Source organism: Streptomyces sp. NPDC050433 (assembly GCF_044458565.1).
In the GTDB taxonomy this organism is placed as follows: Bacteria; Actinomycetota; Actinomycetes; order Streptomycetales; family Streptomycetaceae; genus Streptomyces.
The window spans coordinates 35,415-56,003 of record NZ_JBITIB010000041.1; the positions used below are offsets into that span (position 1 = coordinate 35,415).

The 20,589-nt window shown below is 68.0% G+C and carries 16 protein-coding genes; 9 read left to right on the forward strand and 7 right to left on the reverse strand.

Going from position 1 to position 20,589, the window contains the following annotated elements; all coding sequences use genetic code 11:
• Window positions 1-27: 27 nt before the first annotated feature.
• From ACIBLA_RS34285 to eccCa, 5 genes are all read right to left on the reverse strand, one after another.
• A complete protein-coding gene (locus tag ACIBLA_RS34285) occupies window positions 28-651 on the reverse strand; it encodes a hypothetical protein (RefSeq protein WP_399200866.1) in 624 nt (207 codons plus the stop codon).
• 4 nt (window positions 652-655) lie between these two features.
• A complete protein-coding gene (locus ACIBLA_RS34290) occupies window positions 656-2,941 on the reverse strand; it encodes a hypothetical protein (protein WP_399200867.1) in 2,286 nt (761 codons plus the stop codon).
• Window positions 2,942-2,953: 12 nt separating this feature from the next.
• Window positions 2,954-3,451, reverse strand: a complete 498-nt coding sequence (locus ACIBLA_RS34295; protein ID WP_399200868.1) for a hypothetical protein — start codon at window positions 3,449-3,451, stop codon at window positions 2,954-2,956.
• Window positions 3,452-3,583: 132 nt separating this feature from the next.
• Window positions 3,584-3,814, reverse strand: coding sequence for a hypothetical protein (locus ACIBLA_RS34300; protein ID WP_363245390.1), 231 nt, complete (start codon window positions 3,812-3,814; stop codon window positions 3,584-3,586).
• On the reverse strand, window positions 3,811-7,794 hold the full coding sequence (eccCa, locus tag ACIBLA_RS34305) for a type VII secretion protein EccCa (RefSeq protein WP_363245389.1): 3,984 nt from the start codon (window positions 7,792-7,794) through the stop codon (window positions 3,811-3,813). The genes ACIBLA_RS34300 and eccCa overlap by 4 nt, the downstream gene beginning before the upstream one ends.
• A 224-nt stretch (window positions 7,795-8,018) precedes the next feature.
• Between eccCa and eccD the strand changes: the two genes are divergently transcribed.
• From eccD to ACIBLA_RS34335, 6 genes are all read left to right on the forward strand, one after another.
• Complete coding sequence (gene eccD / locus ACIBLA_RS34310) at window positions 8,019-9,518, forward strand: type VII secretion integral membrane protein EccD (protein WP_363245388.1); 1,500 nt, start codon at window positions 8,019-8,021, stop codon at window positions 9,516-9,518.
• 165 nt (window positions 9,519-9,683) lie between these two features.
• A complete protein-coding gene (rpsO, locus tag ACIBLA_RS34315) occupies window positions 9,684-9,974 on the forward strand; it encodes a 30S ribosomal protein S15 (protein ID WP_023538273.1) in 291 nt (96 codons plus the stop codon).
• A 338-nt stretch (window positions 9,975-10,312) separates the two neighbouring features.
• Window positions 10,313-12,547, forward strand: a complete 2,235-nt coding sequence (locus ACIBLA_RS34320; RefSeq protein ID WP_363245387.1) for a polyribonucleotide nucleotidyltransferase — start codon at window positions 10,313-10,315, stop codon at window positions 12,545-12,547.
• On the forward strand, window positions 12,544-13,923 hold the full coding sequence (locus ACIBLA_RS34325) for a M16 family metallopeptidase (RefSeq protein ID WP_399200869.1): 1,380 nt from the start codon (window positions 12,544-12,546) through the stop codon (window positions 13,921-13,923). Before ACIBLA_RS34320 ends, ACIBLA_RS34325 begins: the two co-directional genes overlap by 4 nt.
• A 46-nt stretch (window positions 13,924-13,969) precedes the next feature.
• Window positions 13,970-14,734 carry a 4-hydroxy-tetrahydrodipicolinate reductase gene (gene dapB / locus ACIBLA_RS34330; protein ID WP_363245385.1) on the forward strand — a complete coding sequence of 255 codons (765 nt, stop codon included), beginning with the start codon at window positions 13,970-13,972 and terminating at the stop codon, window positions 14,732-14,734.
• 5 nt (window positions 14,735-14,739) lie between these two features.
• Complete coding sequence (locus ACIBLA_RS34335) at window positions 14,740-15,204, forward strand: hypothetical protein (protein ID WP_399200870.1); 465 nt, start codon at window positions 14,740-14,742, stop codon at window positions 15,202-15,204.
• An 11-nt stretch (window positions 15,205-15,215) separates the two neighbouring features.
• Here ACIBLA_RS34335 and ACIBLA_RS34340 read toward each other — a convergent pair whose 3' ends face one another.
• A complete protein-coding gene (locus ACIBLA_RS34340; RefSeq protein ID WP_363245383.1) occupies window positions 15,216-15,764 on the reverse strand; it encodes a hypothetical protein in 549 nt (182 codons plus the stop codon).
• A 95-nt stretch (window positions 15,765-15,859) separates the two neighbouring features.
• Window positions 15,860-16,099: a hypothetical protein gene (locus ACIBLA_RS34345; protein ID WP_363245382.1), complete on the reverse strand. Its 240-nt coding sequence runs from the start codon at window positions 16,097-16,099 to the stop codon at window positions 15,860-15,862.
• 253 nt (window positions 16,100-16,352) lie between these two features.
• Here ACIBLA_RS34345 and thyX point away from each other — a divergent pair, with 253 nt between their 5' ends.
• The 3 genes from thyX (at window position 16,353) to ACIBLA_RS34360 (ending at window position 20,185) form a co-directional block, all read left to right on the forward strand.
• Window positions 16,353-17,090 carry an FAD-dependent thymidylate synthase gene (gene thyX / locus ACIBLA_RS34350; protein WP_363245380.1) on the forward strand — a complete coding sequence of 246 codons (738 nt, stop codon included), beginning with the start codon at window positions 16,353-16,355 and terminating at the stop codon, window positions 17,088-17,090.
• A gap of 304 nt (window positions 17,091-17,394) precedes the next feature.
• Complete coding sequence (gene dapA / locus ACIBLA_RS34355; protein ID WP_363245379.1) at window positions 17,395-18,294, forward strand: 4-hydroxy-tetrahydrodipicolinate synthase; 900 nt, start codon at window positions 17,395-17,397, stop codon at window positions 18,292-18,294.
• Window positions 18,295-18,499: 205 nt separating this feature from the next.
• Complete coding sequence (locus ACIBLA_RS34360) at window positions 18,500-20,185, forward strand: ribonuclease J (protein ID WP_363245378.1); 1,686 nt, start codon at window positions 18,500-18,502, stop codon at window positions 20,183-20,185.
• The last annotated feature ends 404 nt before the right edge of the window (window positions 20,186-20,589 follow it).

The window sequence follows — 20,589 nt, forward strand, 5'->3', positions numbered from 1 at the left end:
TGCCTGGTCTGCAGCTGGATCGCCCGCCTACTCAGGCAACTTGGAGGGGAGGTTGCAGTCCGTCTCCTTGTGCGCGAAGCGTGCCGCCTCGACCGCTAGGTCCTTCAGACCTTGACGCACCTTGTCCGAAGCCTCGCTCGACCTCAGATCAACGACAACTCTGAGGCTGTATTCGCCGCCCGGCAAGGTTCCGGCTTTGGCGCAAGGCACCTGAATGGCGACCGTGTTGTCTGCCGTGATGAACCCTCCGGACCCCGCTGCGAAGCTCTCACGAGCCTCGTCGCCGTCTTCCAGCGAGTACTTCGCCCAACTGTCGGCGGACTGCGTCTCCATCACCAGTGTTCCGACACTCAGAAGCGTTTTCTCCTCACCGTAGACCGCGCAATCGCTTCTGAACGCGTTGCTCTGCTGCGTCACCTGCTCGCCGGTCACTCTGCCTCTGAAGGAGTATTTGGGTTCCTTCGGCAGTACCGTTTCGAGCGTCGACGCCGCTTTCGTTGAGTCGCCGAGTGACTCGCAGACCATGCGCGCTTCTATTTTGCCGCGTTTCTCGAAGGGGGGCAGGCCGAGCACATAGAATGCGGCCGCCGCCAAGCCGACCACGGCCAATGCGACGAGGGAGATCTGGGACTTCTTCGACAGGGACATCATGTGCTCACTTTTTTGGTTCGAGTTGCCGGGGAGTTCCTTCGCCGTCGATAAAGTCTGCGAGGTTCGTGCGGGCGTTGTTGAAGCCCTGTTCCGCCGCGTTCGCGGCAGCGTCGACAATGGCCGGTGACGGGTTCTTCGCGCTTTCGCCCGCCTTTTCGGCAGCCGTCTCGACAAGGGTGTAAGTCGACTGTCGCGTCGCGTCTATCTCCTGACCGTTACGGTAGATGACTTCGCCGGAACTGTCCTTCAATGCGCCCTCTGTGAGACCGCCGAGAATCTCATCCACCGCGGTGCCAGCCAGTCCACCCGCAACAATACCGCCAGGGCCGATGAACGGAGCCGTCGCCAGTCCGACTCCGATGCCGACCCCGGAGCCGACCCAGGTACTGGTGGTCTGGATCGCGTCATTGAAGTCTTGATCCTTCACGCCCGCATCCTCTTCGCTCGCGAACGCACGCCCCGCCCCGATCGTTCCCTGGACTTCGCCGCTCACTTTCGCCACACCCTCGATGCCCTGCTTGAGGTTGTCGTTGTCGCTGAAGTTGGCGTCCTGAACGAAAGCGCCTGGATTGGTGAAGTGATATTCCATCAGGGACGTTGTATAGGCGGCCTGTCCCGCGTTGACCGCCGCATACCCCTCAGGGTTCTGTCCCACCGTGTAGAGGAACCGGGTGATATCGACCTCGGGGATCTTCGCTGCCTCACCGACCACCGGAAACAGATCGTTCCCCGATTCTTTCCCGGCATACATACCCCGATTGATGTCAGGCATGTACTCGGCGGCGATCTGACCCACACTGTCGGACATATAGCTGTGGTTGGTGAGTCGTTCTGGGTTTTCCGAGATGGATACCATGAGGTTCTTTGCCAGCTCTGCCTGGCCAGCGTTGTGGGCCGGAGTGTCCAGAGTCGGCAGTTCGCCCGCCGGGTGCCCCGTCGTGGCCGCTTCGAGTGCGGCTGCCAGGTTGTTCCGACCCGAGACGCTGTCCTCGCCGTCCTTGTCCCGCTCCTGTGGCCAGTCCCGCTCTTCGAAGAGATAGTCGAAGTTGGAGAGCGACGCCTTGACTTCCTTGTCGTCGTCGTTCTTTTCTTTGAAGTCGTGGTCGTCGTCCTTCGACAGGAACGGGTCGTTGAAGAAATCTGTCGCGGCGTCGGGGCTGTTCGACAGTGCCTTCAGAAAACCGATCATGGGGTCCGAACCGGAGTCCTCGCCGGTGCGATTGAGATTCGGGTCCATACCCATGTGCGTCCAGACCGTCGCCCCGTGGCGGCCGTTGCTGGTGGCTGCCTTCTCGGTCTCCATCAGCTCGGAGCCGTAACTCCGCAGGAACGCGTCGTCGAAGTTGCCCCAACGCATCAGGTTGCTCATCACCTGGAAGCCTTGGGTGGTGCCGTTCTTGTTTACGGGCTGGCTGCCGAGATCTGTCATCTCGGACGTCCACCTACTCATTTCAGGTGTGTCCGCCTGAGTGGCGGTGGCGAGAGTGAGACTGAGGTTCTTCTGCAGATCGCCCAGTTGGTCATGCCGTTCCATGTACAAGCGGCTGTTGTTGTGCGGATCTGTGATGCCAGTCCAGAACTCCAACGTCCCCTTGGCAGTCAACTGCTCGGCGAAGCGCTCGCTGAAGAGTTCGTCGCCCGAGTACTTCTTCAGGCCCGCGTTGAGCGCGTCGAACTCCTTGACCGTCAGGTCTGCCGGGTTCTTCTTCGCGATACGTGCCAGATTCTCGGCTTCCTTGATCGCGTTGGCCGCCGAATCGCGGTCGGCGTACTTCTGCCCGGAGAAGCCGTAGTCGGTGAGATCGACGAGAGCCTTGAGCGACGTGGACGCTGTACTGTCTATCTCCGTCGCCGTGTTGAGAATGCCCTGAAGCTCCCTCTGTAGACCGTCGACATCGTTCTGCCCGTTCGCGGGCTTCGGGTCGATCCCCGGAGTGACGGTGAAGCCGGCGCCCGCCGACTTGACCGACATGTGATTGCCCCGCCCGCGCTCGATGGCTTCCTTGAGCAGTCGCTGCTGGGTCTTCAACTCGCCCTGCGTGTCGCGGATGATGTTGCGGATGGACTCGGCCTGGGTGTACGCGTCGTTGAACTCCTCGGCCGTCTTGCCGATGAACTCACGAGACACCGTAGCGTTGTAGCCGGCCCAGTTGGCCTTGCTCGCCTTGCCGTGGAGTCCGTCCTTGGCATCCTTCTTCAAATCGGCGAGCTTGCCGAGCATTTTGGTCCAGGCGTCGACGGTGTCATCGAGCGTCTTAAAATTGGCGGAATGAAGGGCTTCGAAATCCATGAGTACGTTCCTCTAGTCCTTCGTGTCTTTCTTGTCCTCGCCGTAGACGGGGTTCTTCTTGCCCGGCTCGGCCCACGACTCGTCGAAGCCGGCGTCAAGGGTGGAGATGCTGCTCACGTGACGCTCGATGAAGATCTCGTCGCCTTCATGTGCTTTCTTTGTGAAGTCCATGTGGTTCGAGATGAGTGCGCAGGCGTCCATGACCGACCCAAGCTGCCGGTCCCAGCGCAACGAGACATGGGTCAGAGCGCCGCCGAGCGCAAACCCCTGGCTGTTGAGATCAGTCCCGGCGGTGTAGGTCGTATCGACCCTTGCTTCTTCCCACAGCCGGTTGAACAGCTTGAACGCCTCGTCACCGATCGCCGCCAAGTCCTTCTGGTCGACCGAGAGATCACCGGTCGGACTGCCCGCGTTGGGCCGGTCCTCGTCCGGGAGCCTGTTCAGCTGCATCTGCGTCTGCTGGTTATCCGCCGCCGATGCTTTCAGCTGGTCCCATTCGTCCCATGCCATCTGGGATTCCTTCCCCCGTGCTCGTTCATGGATTTCAGCATTCCAGATCAATCTATTGAGGCGCCCTGATCGCACGCAAGTGCCGTACGCCGCGTCCGCGTTCAGCCCACGGACGCCTCCCCGGCCCCCGTCTCACTCCATCCCCGCCAGCCGGAACATCTCCACCGCCTGCCACCCCAGGAACAGCGCCAGCCCGATCAGAGCGAACTTCCGCCCCCGGATCAGCCCGTCCGACGGCTCGTGTGCCGCCGGGTTTTCGAAGCGTCGCGCCTGGAAGCGCCACCACGCCTTGCGCTGGTCCACGAACGCCAGACCCAGGAACAGCACCGCGAAGAAGGCCGCGAAGACCCCCGCCCCCGTCATCGCTCGTCCAGCGAGGGCATGAGGCCCGTCTGCACCAGCGGGTTGCCGCGCTGGCGGGAGACGAAGATGCCCCGGCCCGCCGGCATCGGGCGCGCCCGTACGCCGCCGAGGATGTCGCCCTCCTGCGGGTCTCCCGACAGCAGCACACCTTGCGCGCCCAGCTCCATCATCCGCTGCATGAACGGCTCGTACGAGGCCCTGCTCGCGCCCGCCGCGCTCCGCGCGATGATGAAGCGGACACCCACGTCACGCGCGAACGGCAGCTGCTCCGTCAGCTTGTTGAGCGGGTTGCCGCTGGAGGTGGACACCAGGTCGTAGTCGTCGACGACCACGAACACCGTCGGCCCCCGCCACCAGCTCCGCTCGCGCAACTGCTGCGCCGTGACGTCGGCCGCCGGCGTACGGCGCTTCATCAGGTCCGACAGCGCGTCCACGTGGTGGTCCATGTTGTTGGACATCGGCACGTACTCCGCCAGGTGCGTGGGCGGCGTCACGTCCAGCAGCGCGCGACGGTTGTCGATGACGAAGAACTTGGCCGCATTCCCGTCGTACCGCTCCGACAACTGCTTGATCAGCAGCCGCAGCAGGTTCGACTTGCCGGACTCGCTCTCGCCGAACACCAGGAAGAACGGGTCGCGTTCGAAGTTGGCGAAGACGGGCTCCAGCAGGTTCTCGTCGATCGCGAAGGCCACGCCGCGGTTCGGCTGCGCGCCGCCCGTCGGCAGCGTCGCCGCCTCCAGCTCGCGCGGCAGCAGCCGTACGGCCGGGGCGCCCGGCCCCGTCCAGTGGCGGCCGACCTCCTGCGTCATGGCGGCCGTCGCCTCCGACAGGTCGCTGTCGGAGTTGATGGAGTCGATCCGCGGCACCGCCGCCATGAAGTGCAGCTTCTCCGGCGTCAGACCCCGGCCGGGCACCCCTGTGGGGACGTTGACCGCCGCCTTGCGGTCCAGGTCGGAGTCCATCGTGTCGCCGAGGCGCAGCTCCAGCCGGTTCATCAGGTGGTCCTTGAGGTTGGCGCGCACCTCCATCGAGCGCGACGCCGTCAGCACCACATGGATGCCGTAACCGAGGCCGCGCGCCGCGATGTCCAGCACGGCGGGCTCCAACGCCTCATAGTCGCTGCGGAAGTTGCCCCAGCCGTCGATGACCAGGAAGACGTCGCCCCACGGCTGGTCCACCGGTGAGATCTCGCCCCGCTCCCGCATCCTGCGGAAGGTGTTGATGGAGTCGATCCCCGCCGTACGGAAGTACTCCTCGCGGCGCGCCAGGATGCCGTACACCTCGGCCGTCGTCCGTCGCACCTTCTCGGGGTCGAGCCGTGACGCCACGCCGCCGACGTGCGGCAGCCCGGCGATCGACGACATGCCGCCGCCGCCGAAGTCCAGCCCGTAGAACTGCACTTCCTGCGGCGTGTGCGTCAGCGCGAACCCCGCGATGAGCGTGCGCAGCAGCGTCGACTTCCCGGACTGCGGGCCGCCCACGATCTGCATGTGCCCCGCCGCACCGGAGAAGTCCCGGTACAGGGTGTCGCGTCGCTGCTCGTACGGCTTGTCGACCACGCCCAGCGGTACGACGAGGCGCCCGGCGCCCTCGAAGCCGGGCTGGGTCAGCCCGCGCCCCTCCACGTTCGACAGCCCCGGCAGCAGCTCGTCCAGTGACGGCGGGTTGTCCAGCGGAGGCAGCCACACCCGGTGCGCCTCGGCGCCGCGCCCTTCGAGCCGGCGCACGATCACGTCGAGCACCGTGTCGGCCAGCGCGTCGTCCTCGGGCGTGGTGCGCGCGTCCGGCACGGCGGGCCGGGCGGCCGGCTGCACGTAGTGCACCGGCACGGGTGCCGCGGTGAACGGCACGGGCCGCCGGTCGACCGGCAGTGGCCCCCCGGTGCCCGCGACCGCCTGCGCGTTCGCCCGGTACACCCCGGAGACGTACGCGGCCTTGAACCGCACCATCTCGTCGGTGCCGTACTTCAGATACCCGGAACCGGGCACGTTCGGCAGCTGGTACGCGTCCGGCACACCCAGCGCCGCACGCGACTCCGCGGCCGAGAAGGTACGCAGACCCACGCGGTACGAGAGGTACGTCTCCAGCCCGCGCAGCCGGCCCTCCTCCAACCGCTGCGACGCCAGCAGGAGATGGACGCCCAGCGAACGCCCGATGCGCCCGATCTGGACGAACATCTCGATGAAGTCCGGCATCGCTGTCAGGAGTTCACTGAACTCGTCGATGACCAGGACCAGCGACGGGATGGGCTGCAACGGCGAGCCCGCCGCGCGCGCTTTCTCGTAGTCGTGGATGTTGGCGTAGTTGCCCGCGTCGCGCAGCATCTCCTGCCGGCGGTTGAGCTCGCCGCGGATCGAGTCGCCCATGCGGTCGACCAGGGTGAGGTCGTCCGCGAGGTTGGTGATCACCGCCGCGACGTGCGGCATCTGCGACATTCCCGCGAACGTGGCGCCGCCCTTGAAGTCCGCGAGGACGAAGTTCAGCGTCTCCGAGGAGTGCGTGACAGCGAGGCCCAGCACCAGCGTGCGCAGCAGTTCGGACTTGCCGGAGCCGGTGGCTCCGACGCACAGGCCGTGCGGCCCCATGCCCTCCTGCGCCGCCTCCTTGAGGTCCAGCATGACGGGTGCGCCGTCCTCGCCGACACCGATGGGCACACGCAGCCGCTCCGCCTGCGAACGGGGCCGCCAGGTGCGCGTGACGTCCACGGACGCCGCGTCCCCGAGGTTCAGCAGATCGGTGAAGTCGAGGTTGGCGAGCAGCGGCTCGTCGTCGTCGTCACCACCCGTCGCGGCCCGCAGCGGCGCGAGCTGCCGGGACAGCGCCTCGGCGGCCTCCAGGCTCAGCCGGTCGGGCTCCCCGTCGTACACCATGCCGTGCCCCGACTCCAGCCGCAGCGAGTCGGGGTGCACCACCACGGAGAGGCCGCCCCGCGCGCCGGTGACCTCGCCCGGTACGACCTCGATGACCGTCACGCCCTGCAGCCCCTCCGCCGACGCCAGCGCCGACACGGGGGGCAGCGACAGACCGTCCAGGACGACCACGATGTGCGGCTGGTCCAGCAGCGGATGCCCGCCGGGCTGGAAGCGCGGACGGCCCTCCAGCCGCCCCGCCAGCATCTCCTCCAACTCCCTCACGTCGGAGGTGATCAGCCGACGGCTGCCCGCCCCGTCTCCGGGGCCCTGCGCCTGGACGTGCGGCAGCCACTTCGCCCACTCCCACCCCGGCGCCGCGCCCCGTCCCGCGACGACGGCGATGACCAGATCCTCGGGGGAGTGCAGCGAGGCGAGCGAACCGACCATCGCGCGCGCCGTGGAGCGCACCGACTCCGCCTCGCCGGTGACCGTCAGGTGGTAGAAGGCGCGCAGCGAGACGGCCATCGGCAGACCGTCGAGCACACTGTGCGCGTTGAGGAACTGCCGCATGGCCCCCGCCGTGAGCGGCTCCAGCTCGTCCACCGGCGCGGTCTCGGGCTCGATGAGCGCGGTGGCGAGCTGCTGACTGCCCAGGCCGATACGTACCTGCCCGAAGTCCTCGTCGGCGACCCGGCGCTCCCACACCCGGCTGCCCTCGGCGACCAGCGCCCACAGCTGCTCGGGCGACGGGTGCAGGTAGTACTGCGCGTCCCGTTGCAGATGCGCAGTGCGCAGCACCGTACGCCGCGTCTGCGTCAGGTACTTGAGGTAGTCACGCCGCAGGTCGGCGAGTTCGCCCTGAGTCCCGCGCCGGTGGCGCACCAGCATCGCGATGGCCATGGCGATCGTCGAGGCGATCATCACCATGCCCATGATCCGCATGATCGGATTCGGCGTCATGAAGAAGAAGACGACCGAACCGCCCATGCCCAGCATCGGCAGCAGCTGCATGAGCGCACCCTCCTGCTGCCCTCTGGGCAGTGGGGGAGGCGGTTGTACCTGCACCTGCTCGCCGGGTACCTCGGCGGGTAGGGCCCGCGGCGGGCGCTTGACGACGATCTGACTCACTGCTCACCAATTCCCTAGCCGGACGGAAGAGTTCCCACCGGCGCCCCCGTGGCGACGGGCCTCCATCCGCGGGCATGGATCCTACTTGCGTAGGGGCCCACCGCCCGGCGGTAGGGTGACCGCACGCGTTTGCGCACGCGTGAACTTCCGCAAAAATGGGGGCATTCGGAGCGCAACGCGGGCATCGGGCGCATGGGAACCACGAGGGGATGCAACGAGTGAGTATGACGGCCCAAACGGCGGCCACCGGCGGCGGCCAGCCCGGCGCACCGGCCCCGTCCAGCGGTGGAACCGGCTTCTGCCGGATCACAGTTGTCGCCCCGGACGGCCGGATCGACGTGGCACTGCCCGAGGACATCCCCGTCGCCGACCTCCACCCGGAGATCCTGCGGCTGTCCGGCCAGAGCCCCGCGGCCGGCGCCCCGGTCGGCTATCACCTGGTACGCCGCGACGGCACCGTCCTCGACAGTGCCCGCTCCCTGGCCTCCCAGCGCATCCTGGACGGCGAACTGCTGTCCCTGCGGCCCTTCGCCGAATCCCTGCCCCCCGCGGTCTTCGACGACGTCTCCGACGCCGTCGCGTCCGCGGTCGCCCGCGACCGCACCCTGTGGACCGACAGCGCCATGCGCGGCGCCGGGCTCCTCGGCGGCTCGGTCCTGCTGGTGCTGCTCGCCTTCGTCCTGTGGAACGCCGATCCCCGGCACGACGCACACGGCCTGCCGGGCATCCTGGCCGGCGTCACCGCCGTCATGCTGCTCGCCCTCGCGGGCGTACGGGCCCGCGTGTACGACGACCGCGGCTCGTCCGTCGCGTTCGGCGTCGGCTCGATGGCCAACGCCGCCGTCGCCGGGTCCGGACTGCTGCCCTTCGCGGACGGACAGGGCATCGGCAGGCTCCAGTTCCTGCTCGCCTGCGCCGCCGTCCTGGTCGCCTCGGTGATCCTCGTGATCGTCGCCCCGGGCGGAGACGGCCCCTTCGTCGCGTTCGTCTTCGCCTCCACCGTCGGCCTCCTGGTGACGTTCATCGCCATCACGACCGACATGGCGCCCGCCGAGACCGCCGCCGTGTGCGCCGCGCTCTCCGTAGGAGCACTGGCCTTCCTGCCCGGCCTCTCCACCCGCTTCGCCCGTCTCCCCATCGGCTTCGAGCCGCCCCGTGCCGCCGCCGGCGACTACGGAAGCGACCCCGCGCCGCCCGCCCCCATCGACCCCGAGCGCCTCGCCGCCCAGGCCCGGCGCGGCCACGAACTGCTGGTCGGCCTGGTCGGCGGCTGCGCACTGGTGGCCCTCGGCGCCGCCGGCGTACTCGGATTCTCCAACGGGGTGTGGGGCCAGCTGCTCGCCCTCGCCATCGGCGTCGCCATGCTGATGCGCGCGCACCTCTTCAGTTACACGTCGCAGGTCGGCTGCGCCCTCGCCGCCGGTCTCGGCGCCCTTGTCCTGCTGGGGCTCGGACTCTGCCTCAACCCCCCGGAGGGGCTGATCCGCGAGGCCCTGCGCGGTGACGGCACCGGCCTCGACATCCGTACGGTCTGGCTGACCGCCGCCATCGCCGGGATCGCCGCGCTGATCATCGCCATCGGACTGATCGTGCCGCGCAAGGGCGTCACACCCTTCTGGGGCCGCTTCCTGGAGATCGCCGAGTCCTTCGTACTACTGACGGTCGTCCCGCTGTGCCTGGCGGTGTTCGACGTCTACCACTCCATCCGTGCGATGACGTCTTGACCGGCTGGTACGCTGTGTGACGGCCGTTTGTGTACGCGTTCCGGTCTGTCCGGAATCAGCGACCGAACATCATCGGCCGATCACCCCGCCACCCGAGTAACCGAAGATCCCCAGCGAATACGACCTGGGGCACTCGGTGGCCACGAAGACCCACGAGGAGTACGCGTGCCGCTTGCCGCCGCTACGAAGAAGCAGATCATGTCGGAGTTCGCCACCAAGGAAGGCGACACCGGCTCCCCCGAGGTCCAGGTCGCGATGCTCTCGCGCCGTATCTCGGACCTGACCGAGCACCTCAAGACGCACAAGCACGACCACCACTCCCGCCGCGGTCTGCTCATCCTGGTCGGCCAGCGCCGCCGCCTGCTGCAGTACCTGGCGAAGAAGGACATCCAGCGCTTCCGTGCGCTGGTCGACCGCCTGGGCATCCGCCGCGGTGCGGCCGGCGGCGCCAAGTAGTACGCCGTGAAGGGAGCGGTTCCCACACACCGGGAACCGCTCCCTTCGCCGTATGCGCACGAAGCTCAGTAACCTGTTCGCAGGAGCACAGCTCCCGGACACCGCTGGGAAGCACCACAGAAGGCACCACCCACTGACGAGGGGAAGCGCCCCTCCGCCGCCGCCGGTCCTCGGTAGTGGCCCCCGGAACGGCGCGGCGCACGCCGCCAGCGGCCCGCGCCGCCGCCCCGGGAGCTTCGATCGAAGACCGGCCCGCACCAAGGAGCGCTTCTCCGCCTGTCCCCCGCCACACGGGCGCGGGACGAAAGACGACAACGACACGTATCGGAGAACCACTGGTGGAGAACGAGACCCACTACGCCGAGGCCGTCATCGACAACGGCACGTTCGGCACCCGCACCATCCGCTTCGAGACGGGCCGCCTGGCCAAGCAGGCCGCCGGCTCCGCCGTCGCGTATCTGGACGACGACACCATGGTGCTGTCGGCCACCACCGCTTCCAAGAAGCCCAAGGACAACCTCGACTTCTTCCCCCTCACGGTGGACGTCGAGGAGCGGCAGTACGCGGCCGGCAAGATCCCCGGCTCCTTCTTCCGCCGCGAGGGCCGGCCCTCCGAGGACGCGATCCTCACCTGCCGCCTCATCGACCGCCCGCTGCGCCCCTCTTTCAAGAAGGGCCTGCGCAACGAGATCCAGATCGTCGAGACGATCATGGCGCTCAACCCCGACCACCTGTACGACGTGGTCGCGATCAACGCCGCCTCCTGCTCCACGCAGCTGGCCGGCCTGCCCTTCTCCGGCCCCATCGGCGGCACCCGTGTCGCCCTGATCAAGGGCCAGTGGGTCGCGTTCCCGACGCACACCGAGCTTGAGGACGCCGTCTTCGACATGGTGGTCGCCGGCCGCGTCCTGGAGGACGGCGACGTCGCGATCATGATGGTCGAGGCCGAGGCCACCACGAAGACCATCCAGCTCGTCGCCGACGGCGCGGACGCTCCCACCGAGGAGATCGTCGCCGCCGGTCTGGAAGCCGCGAAGCCCTTCATCAAGGCGCTCTGCAAGGCCCAGGCCGACCTCGCCGCCAAGGCCGCCAAGCCCACCGGCGAGTTCCCGGTCTTCCTCGACTACCAGGACGACGTCCTGGAGGCCCTCACCGCCGCCGTACGGAGCGAGCTGTCGCAGGCGCTCACCATCGCCGGCAAGCAGGACCGCGAGGCCGAGCTGGACCGCGTCAAGGAGCTCGCCGCCGAGAAGCTGCTCCCGCAGTTCGAAGGCCGCGAGAAGGAGATCTCCGGTGCGTACCGCGCCCTGACGAAGTCCCTGGTCCGCGAGCGCGTCATCAAGGACAAGGTCCGTATCGACGGCCGCGGCGTCACGGACATCCGTACGCTCGCCGCCGAGGTCGAGGCCATCCCGCGCGTGCACGGTTCCGCGCTGTTCGAGCGTGGCGAGACCCAGATCCTGGGCGTCACCACCCTCAACATGCTCCGCATGGAGCAGCAGTTGGACACCCTCTCGCCGGTGACCCGCAAGCGCTACATGCACAACTACAACTTCCCGCCGTACTCCGTCGGTGAGACCGGCCGCGTCGGTTCGCCGAAGCGCCGCGAGATCGGCCACGGAGCGCTCGCCGAGCGCGCCATCATGCCGGTGCTGCCGACGCGCGAGGAGTTCCCGTACGCGATCCGCCAGGTCTCCGAGGCGCTGGGCTCCAACGGCTCGACGTCCATGGGCTCGGTCTGCGCCTCCACCATGTCGCTGCTGAACGCCGGTGTGCCCCTCAAGGCCCCCGTCGCCGGTATCGCCATGGGTCTGATCTCCCAGGAGATCGACGGCAAGACGCACTACGTCGCCCTCACCGACATCCTCGGTGCGGAGGACGCCTTCGGCGACATGGACTTCAAGGTCGCCGGTACGAAGACGTTCGTCACCGCCCTCCAGCTCGACACCAAGCTCGACGGCATCCCCGCCTCGGTCCTGGCCGCCGCGCTGAAGCAGGCCCGCGACGCCCGCCTCCACATCCTCGATGTGATGAACGAGGCCATCGACGTCCCGGACGAGATGTCCCCGAACGCCCCGCGGATCATCACCGTCAAGATCCCGGTGGACAAGATCGGTGAGGTCATCGGCCCCAAGGGCAAGATGATCAACCAGATCCAGGAGGACACCGGCGCCGACATCACGATCGAGGACGACGGCACCATCTACATCGGTGCCGCCGACGGACCGGCCGCCGAGGCCGCCCGCGCCACGATCAACGGCATCGCCAACCCGACCATGCCGGAGGTCGGCGAGCGCTACCTGGGTACGGTCGTCAAGACCACCACCTTCGGCGCGTTCGTCTCGCTGCTCCCCGGCAAGGACGGCCTGCTGCACATCTCGCAGATCCGCAAGCTCGCCGGCGGCAAGCGCGTGGAGAACGTCGAAGACGTCCTCGGCGTCGGCCAGAAGGTCCAGGTCGAGATCGCCGAGATCGACCAGCGCGGCAAGCTCTCGCTGATCCCCGTGATCGAGGGCGAGGACGAAGAGAAGAACGACAAGCAGGACGACAAGAAGGACGAAGCCTCCCAGTGACGTTTCGCAGTTCCACGACGACGGCCCGCACCTCCTCGGAGGTACGGGCCGTCGCCCGTACCCAAACCCTCCTGGAGGGGCAGAACGGCGTCGGCACCGTCCGCCGCACCACCCTCCCCGGCGGCCTGCGCGTCGTCACCGAGTCGCTGCCGTCCGTACGGTCGGCGACCTTCGGTATCTGGGTACAGGTCGGCTCGCGCGACGAGACGCCCACGCTCAACGGCGCCACGCACTACCTCGAACACCTCCTCTTCAAGGGCACCAAGAAGCGCAGCGCCCTCGACATCTCCTCCGCCATGGACGCGGTCGGCGGGGAGATGAACGCCTTCACGGCGAAGGAGTACACCTGCTACTACGCGCGCGTGCTCGACACCGACCTCCCCCTCGCCATCGACATCGTGTGCGACATGCTCACGGACTCACTCATCGAGGCCGAGGACGTTGACGCGGAGCGGGGCGTCATCCTCGAAGAGATCGCGATGACGGAGGACGATCCGGGCGACTGCGTGCACGATCTCTTCTCGCGGACGATGTTCGGCGACACCCCCCTCGGCCGCCCCGTCCTGGGCACCGTCGACACCGTCAACGCCCTCGACCGCGCCCGGATCGCCCGCTTCTACAAGAAGCACTACGACCCGACGCACCTGGTCGTCGCCGCCGCCGGCAACGTCGACCACGACACCGTCGTACGGCAGGTGAACAGCGCCTTCGAGAAGGCGGGTGCCCTCTCCCGTACGGACGCCGTCCCCGTCGCCCCGCGTGCCGGCCGCCGCGACCTGCGCACCGCGGGCCGCGTCGACCTGCTGAACCGCAAGACGGAGCAGGCACACATCGTCCTCGGCATGCCGGGCCTCTCCCGCACCGACGAGCGCCGCTGGGCCCTCGGGGTCCTCAGCACCGCCCTCGGCGGCGGCATGAGCTCCCGGCTCTTCCAGGAGGTACGGGAGAAGCGCGGCCTCGCCTACAGCGTGTACGCGTACACCTCCGGCTTCGCCGACTGCGGACTCTTCGGCGTCTACGCGGGCTGCCGCCCCAGCCAGGTCCACGACGTGCTGAAGATCTGCCGCGACGGGCTCGACCAGATCGCGTCCGAAGGGCTCAGCGACGAGGAGATCGGCCGCGCCGTCGGCCAGCTCTCCGGCTCCACCGTCCTCGGCCTGGAGGACACCGGCGCACTGATGAACCGTATTGGCAAGAGCGAGCTGTGCTGGGGCACCCAGATGTCCGTGGACGACATGCTGGCGCGGATAGCGGCCGTCACCCCCGACGACGTGCGCGCGGTGGCACGCGACGTACTGGGGCAGCGCCCCTCGCTGTCCGTCATCGGACCCCTCAACGACAAGCAGACCGACCGGCTCGACGAAGCGGTCGCCTGACCGCCGCCCTCCCCGGCCTCCTGAAGAAGCAGAAGGAAGCAGAGCGATGAGCACCACACTGCGGGTGGCAGTTCTCGGCGCCAAGGGCCGTATCGGCGCCGAGGCCGTACGAGCCGTCGAGGCCGCCGACGACATGGAACTGGTCGCGGCCCTCGGCCGGGGCGACGAACTGGAAACCCTCGCCGACACGGGGGCCCAGGTCGCCGTCGAACTGACCACCCCCGCCGCGGTGATGGGCAACCTGGACTTCCTCGTACGCCACGGCATCCACGCGGTCGTCGGCACCACCGGCTGGACCGACGACCGACTGGCGCAGCTGGCGACGGCGCTGTCCGGCTCCCCGGAGACGGGCGTGCTCATCGCGCCCAACTTCTCCATCGGGGCCGTCCTCACCATGAAGTTCTCCCAGGCGGCGGCCCGCTACTTCGAGTCCGCCGAGGTCGTCGAGCTGCACCACCCGGACAAGGTCGACGCCCCGTCGGGCACCGCCGCCCGCACCGCCCAACTGATCGCAGCCGCCCGCGCCGAGGCCGGCTGCGCGCCGCAGCCCGACGCCACGGTCACGGAGCTGGACGGCGCGCGCGGCGCGGACGTCGACGGGGTGCGTGTGCACTCGGTACGGCTCCGAGGACTGCTCGCCCACCAGGAGGTGCTGCTCGGCGCCGAGGGGGAGACGCTCACCATCCGCCACGACTCCCTGCACCACAGCAGCTTCATGCCGGGGATCCTCCTCGGCATCCGCCGCGTGGGCGGCATGCCGGGCCTCACCTTCGGCCTGGAGCACTTCCTCGACCTGAACCCGTCGGACTGACCGCCGTGCGCGCCAAGGTCATGTACTTCGTCATGGCGGCCCTCCTCGTCGGCTACTTCGTCCTGGCCGGGGGCCGCGGGGTGGCGCTCATCGGGATCGGTACGCCGCTGACGGTCACCTTCGGGATCGCCGTGCTGGTCATGCCGGTCATCGGCGCCTGGTTCCTCTGGAAGAACACACGGTTCGTCCAGCGGGCCAACCGGCTCGCCGCCGAGCTGGACGCCGAGGGCGGCCTCCCGGTGGACGAGCTGGTGCGCACTGCGGGTGGCCGGGTGGACCGCGCGTCGGCGGACGCCGTCTTCGCCGCCCGCCGCGCCGAGACGGAGGACACTCCGGGGGACTGGCGCTGCTGGTTCCGTCTCGCGGTCGCCTACCGCGACGCCGGCGACACCCCCCGCGCCCGCGGGGCGATGCGGCACGCGATCGCGCTCCACGAGGGGTCACTCGCGATTACGTCAACTCGGGACTAGCGGGCGCCGGTTCAGCCTCGGCGGTACTCGTCGCCCCACGCCTCGACGGAGTCCGCCGCCCGGTCGAAAGCCTCGGAGCGCGACAGGAAATCCGCGTTGTGATCGGTGAGCAGCAGCCGCTTCTCCCCGTCACGCAGGACGAGCAGGAGCGCCTGCCCCTGTACGGTCCGCGGCAGCCCCAGCCAGCGCACCGGCTGCTGCACCGTACGGACCTCCACGGCCTCGCCCCACGGCACCGTTCGCGTCGTGAGCAGCCCCACGCGCCGTACGCCGCGCCGGCTGACCCACGCGCCCGCGCGCAGCAGCCGCAGCGCCACGGCGATCATCACCAGCGCGATGCCGAGGCACACGGCGGCGCCGGACGCCGCCCCGGCGAACGCGATGATCATCGTCGCGAGCAGAACGAACGAGGCGAGCAGCAGGAGCAGCGCGGACGCGCCCACCCGCCACGGTCCCGGACGGTAGGGGCGACGCCAGCGGTCGTGGTCGTCGAACGGCAGCGCGACATCATCGGTGGTCGCGTCAAACGCACGGTCGGCCGTCAGGAAGGGCAGGGGCACGACTGATCCTCACTCACAAGCACGCTCGATCGGGCGGTGCTGGCTGAGGTTATCGAGGAGCACCCCGGCAGGACCACTCAGGGGGGCCGGACGGGTCAGCGGCCCCGGGCCGCCTCGGACTGCTGGGCCTGCCCGGACGGCTGTCCCGATTCGAGCGACGGCAGCCCGAACAGCAGCGAGCCCGCGAGCCCGGCCGCGACGACGAGCCCGACGAGCACGCGACTCATCAGCTCGGACCGGCTGACCGGTTGACGCGGGGGCGGAGTGACGTTACTGCGGAAGCTGTCGGCCTCGGCGACGAATGCGAACGGGACAGCCTCACGCCGGCGGAACATGGGCGGGAACTCCTTACGGTCTTGCGAGTGGAAGCCTGGGCGGTGGTGAGCGAAGTGGCTCCGTCCGCCACTGAGTCAGACGCGTAGGACGGTCATTTGGTGCCCGATTTCGCCAAATCGGCGAACAACAGCACGAAGTACGCACGCGTGTCGATGACGCCCACCCGTACGGTTCCTCGCGGGGCCGGGCCTTGTCAGTGCCTGGTCGTAGAGTGGGCGCCGCCCGACAGACGCGACAGGAAGGACCCCGCCGGTGAGTGAGATCTCCGCCGAGACCAAGCCCAGCTTCCGCAGTGAGGTGACCGTCGAGCTGGTGAAGCACACCGCGGGCGACTCCGACGTCCTGTGGGCCGCGCGCGTCTCCACCGCGGGCGAGCAGTCCCTGGAAGAGCTCTCCAAGGACCCCGAGCGCTCCAAGGGCCTCATCAATTACCTGATGCGTGACCGCCACGGCAGCCCTTTCGAGCACAATTCGATGACCTTCTTCATCAGCGCCCCGATCTTCGTCTTCCGCGAATTCATGCGGCACCGCGTGGGCTGGTCCTACAACGAGGAATCGGGGCGTTACCGGGAGCTCCAGCCCGTCTTCTACGTCCCCGACGCCTCCCGCAAGCTCGTCCAGGAGGGCCGCCCCGGAAAGTACGTCTTCGTCGACGGCACCCAGGAGCAGCAGGACCTCACCGAGCGCGTGATGACGGAGTCGTACCGCCAGGCCTACGAGGCGTACCAGGAAATGCTCGCGGCCGGCGTCGCCCGTGAGGTGGCCCGCGCGGTGCTGCCGGTGGGCCTCTACTCGTCGATGTACGCGACGTGCAACGCACGCTCGCTGATGCACTTCCTCGGGCTGCGCACCCAGCACGAGGCTGCCAAGGTCCCGTCCTTCCCGCAGCGGGAGATCGAGATGGTCGGAGAGAAGATGGAGGAGCAGTGGGCGCGGCTCATGCCGCTCACGCACGCGGCCTTCAACGGCAACGGCCGGGTGGCGCCGTAGGGCCTCGGCGGGCCCCGTAGGGCTGCCGTGGCGCACTGGTGTACGGACTTTGGCGCCAGGTGTCCGGATTGCGGGGTTTCGAGAAGTTCATCTAGGCTGATCAAACGGACCCGGCACTGCCTGAACCCCCGAGCAGTCAGTGCCGGGCTCCGTACACCGGACCTCAGGGCGAACGTTTCTGCAGAACCTGGACGCTCTCGGGCCCCGCACCACCCCAGAGCCCGCATCCGCACCGCGGGTCCACGACCTGCCCGTGTGCCCCCGAGGGGACACGCCGAGCCGAGCAACGAGTAGCGTGTTACCCATGGCTCCGATCTCCACTCCGCAGACCCCCTTCGGGCGGGTCCTCACCGCGATGGTCACGCCCTTCACGGCGGACGGCGCACTCGACCTCGAAGGCGCCCAGCGACTCGCCTCGCATCTGGTGGACGCAGGCAACGACGGCCTGATCATCAACGGCACCACCGGCGAGTCCCCGACCACCAGCGACGCGGAGAAAGATCAGCTCGTACGGGCCGTCCTGGAGGCGGTCGGCGACCGGGCCCACGTCGTCGCCGGCATCGGCACGAACGACACCCGCCACAGCCTCGAACTCGCCCGCACCGCCGAACGCACCGGCGCACACGGCCTCCTCGCCGTCACCCCCTACTACAACAAGCCTCCGCAGGAAGGCCTCTTCCGGCACTTCACGGCCATCGCCGACGCCACCGGGCTGCCGGTGATGCTGTACGACATTCCGGGCCGAAGCGGCGTCCCCATCGACACCGAGACACTCATCCGTCTCGCGCAGCACCCGCGTATCGTCGCCAACAAGGACGCCAAGGGCGACCTCGGCCGGGCCAGCTGGGTCATCGCCCAGAGCGGCCTCCCCTGGTACTCCGGCGACGACATGCTCAACCTGCCGCTCCTCGCGGTCGGCGCCATCGGCTTCGTCTCCGTCGTCGGCCACGTGGTCACACCGGAACTGCGCGCCATGCTCGACGCGCACGTCAGCGGTGACGTACAGAAGGCCACGGAGATCCACCAGAAGCTGCTCCCCGTCTTCACGGGCATGTTCCGTACACAGGGAGTCATCACGACCAAGGCGGCGCTCACCCTGCAGAAGCTGCCGGCCGGACCGCTGCGCCTCCCGCTCGTCGAGCTGACAGAGCACGAGACGGCGCAGCTCAAGATCGATCTCGCGGCCGGCGGGGTAGAGCTGTAAGCGAGGCCCTGCCTTCACGGACACGATTCATGAACCAGGTTTCATGAATATCGAAAATATCGAACTTCACAACTGAATAACCGAACACACAAAGTGCTGGGCATTCCGCCCACTCGGACAACAAGCAAGTGCAACAGCAAGTGCACGAATGTCACGCGCGCCACGTGCCTCAGCGGTACGTGGCGTGCGTGGTGAGGAGAGTCTTTTGAGTCATCCGCATCCCGAACTCGGCGCCCCGCCGAAGCTGCCCAAGGGCGGCCTGCGCGTCACCCCGCTCGGCGGCCTCGGCGAAATCGGCCGCAACATGACGGTCTTCGAATACAACGGCCGTCTGCTGATCGTCGACTGCGGCGTCCTCTTCCCCGAAGAGGAACAGCCGGGCATCGACCTGATCCTGCCGGACTTCACCACCATCAGTGACCGCCTCGACGACATCGAGGGAATCGTCCTCACGCACGGCCACGAGGACCACATCGGTGGCGTCCCCTTCCTGCTCCGGCTGAAGCCGGACATCCCGCTGATCGGCTCCAAGCTGACCCTCGCCCTGATCGAGGCCAAGCTCCAGGAGCACCGCATCCGCCCGTACACCCTCGAAGTGTCCGAGGGTCATCGCGAGCGCATCGGCCCGTTCGACTGCGAGTTCGTCGCGGTGAACCACTCGATCCCGGACGCGCTGGCCGTCGCTATCCGCACCCCCGCGGGAATGGTGGTCCACACCGGCGACTTCAAGATGGACCAGCTCCCGCTGGACCGCCGGCTGACCGACCTGCCGACCTTCGCCAAACTCGGCGAGGAGGGCATCGATCTGCTGCTCTCCGACTCGACCAACGCCGAGGTGCCCGGCTTCGTCCCGCCCGAGCGGGACATCTCGAACGTCCTGCGGCAGGTCTTCGCCGGTGCCCAGAAGCGGATCATCGTGGCGAGTTTCGCCAGCCACGTCCACCGCATCCAGCAGATCCTCGACGCGGCCCATGAGTACGGTCGCAGAGTCGCGTTCGTCGGCCGCTCGATGGTCAGAAACATGGGCATCGCCCGAGACCTCGGCTACCTGAAGGTCCCGGCCGGCCTCGTCGTCGACGTCAAGACGCTCGACGACCTCCCGGACAGCGAGGTCGTCCTCGTGTGCACCGGCTCCCAGGGCGAGCCGATGGCGGCGCTCTCGCGCATGGCGAACCGCGACCACCAGATCCGGATCGTCCCCGGCGACACGGTGATCCTGGCGTCGTCCCTCATTCCGGGCAACGAGAACGCCGTCTACCGTGTGATCAACGGTCTGACCCGCTGGGGCGCGAACGTCGTCCACAAGGGCAACGCCAAGGTCCACGTCTCGGGCCACGCCTCCGCCGGCGAGCTCCTGTACTTCTACAACATCTGCAAGCCGAAGAACCTCATGCCGGTTCACGGCGAATGGCGCCACCTGCGCGCCAACGCCGAACTCGGCGCACTGACGGGGGTCCCCAAGGACCACATCGTCATCGCCGAGGACGGAGTGGTCGTCGACCTGGTCGACGGCAAGGCCAGAATCGTCGGCAAGGTCCAGGCGGGTTACGTGTACGTCGACGGGCTCTCGGTCGGCGATGTGACCGAGACATCGCTCAAGGACCGCCGCATCCTGGGCGACGAGGGCATCATCTCAGTATTCCTGGTGGTGGATTCGACGACCGGGAAGGTCGTGGGAGGCCCCCACATCCAGGCGCGAGGCTCCGGCATCGAGGACTCCGCGTTCGCCGCCGTCATCCCGAAGATCGAGGAGGTGATCGGCAAGTCGGCATCGGACGGCGTGGCCGAGCCTCACCAACTCCAGCAACTGGTGCGGCGATCGGTGGGCAAGTGGGTCTCCGACACGTACCGCCGGCGCCCGATGATCCTGCCTGTGGTCGTCGAGGTCTGACCTCGGCTCCGACCTCAACACTGGAGCGGGGCCCCCGATTTGCCTCGGGGGCCCCGCTCCAGTAGGTTTACGGCTCCACCAGGATGGGAACGCCCGGGCGCTCATGTGTCTGGAGCGGCGTGCCGGACCGGGTGGGAATTCCGACTCAGAATCTCTGATAAAGTTCGGATTCGCCGAAAGGGAAACGCGAAAGCGGATAACTGAAAGCGGTCCCGCTGACTGGGAATCAGACACCGAAAGGTTCTGATAGAGTCGGAAACGCTAGACAGCAAGACCGAAGGGAAAAGCCCGGAGGGCCCGGAGACGGGGCCAAAGGAAGCGTCCGTTCCTTGAGAACTCAACAGCGTGCCAAAAGTCAACGCCAGATATGTTGATACCCCGACCTCGTCCACATTCTGTGGATT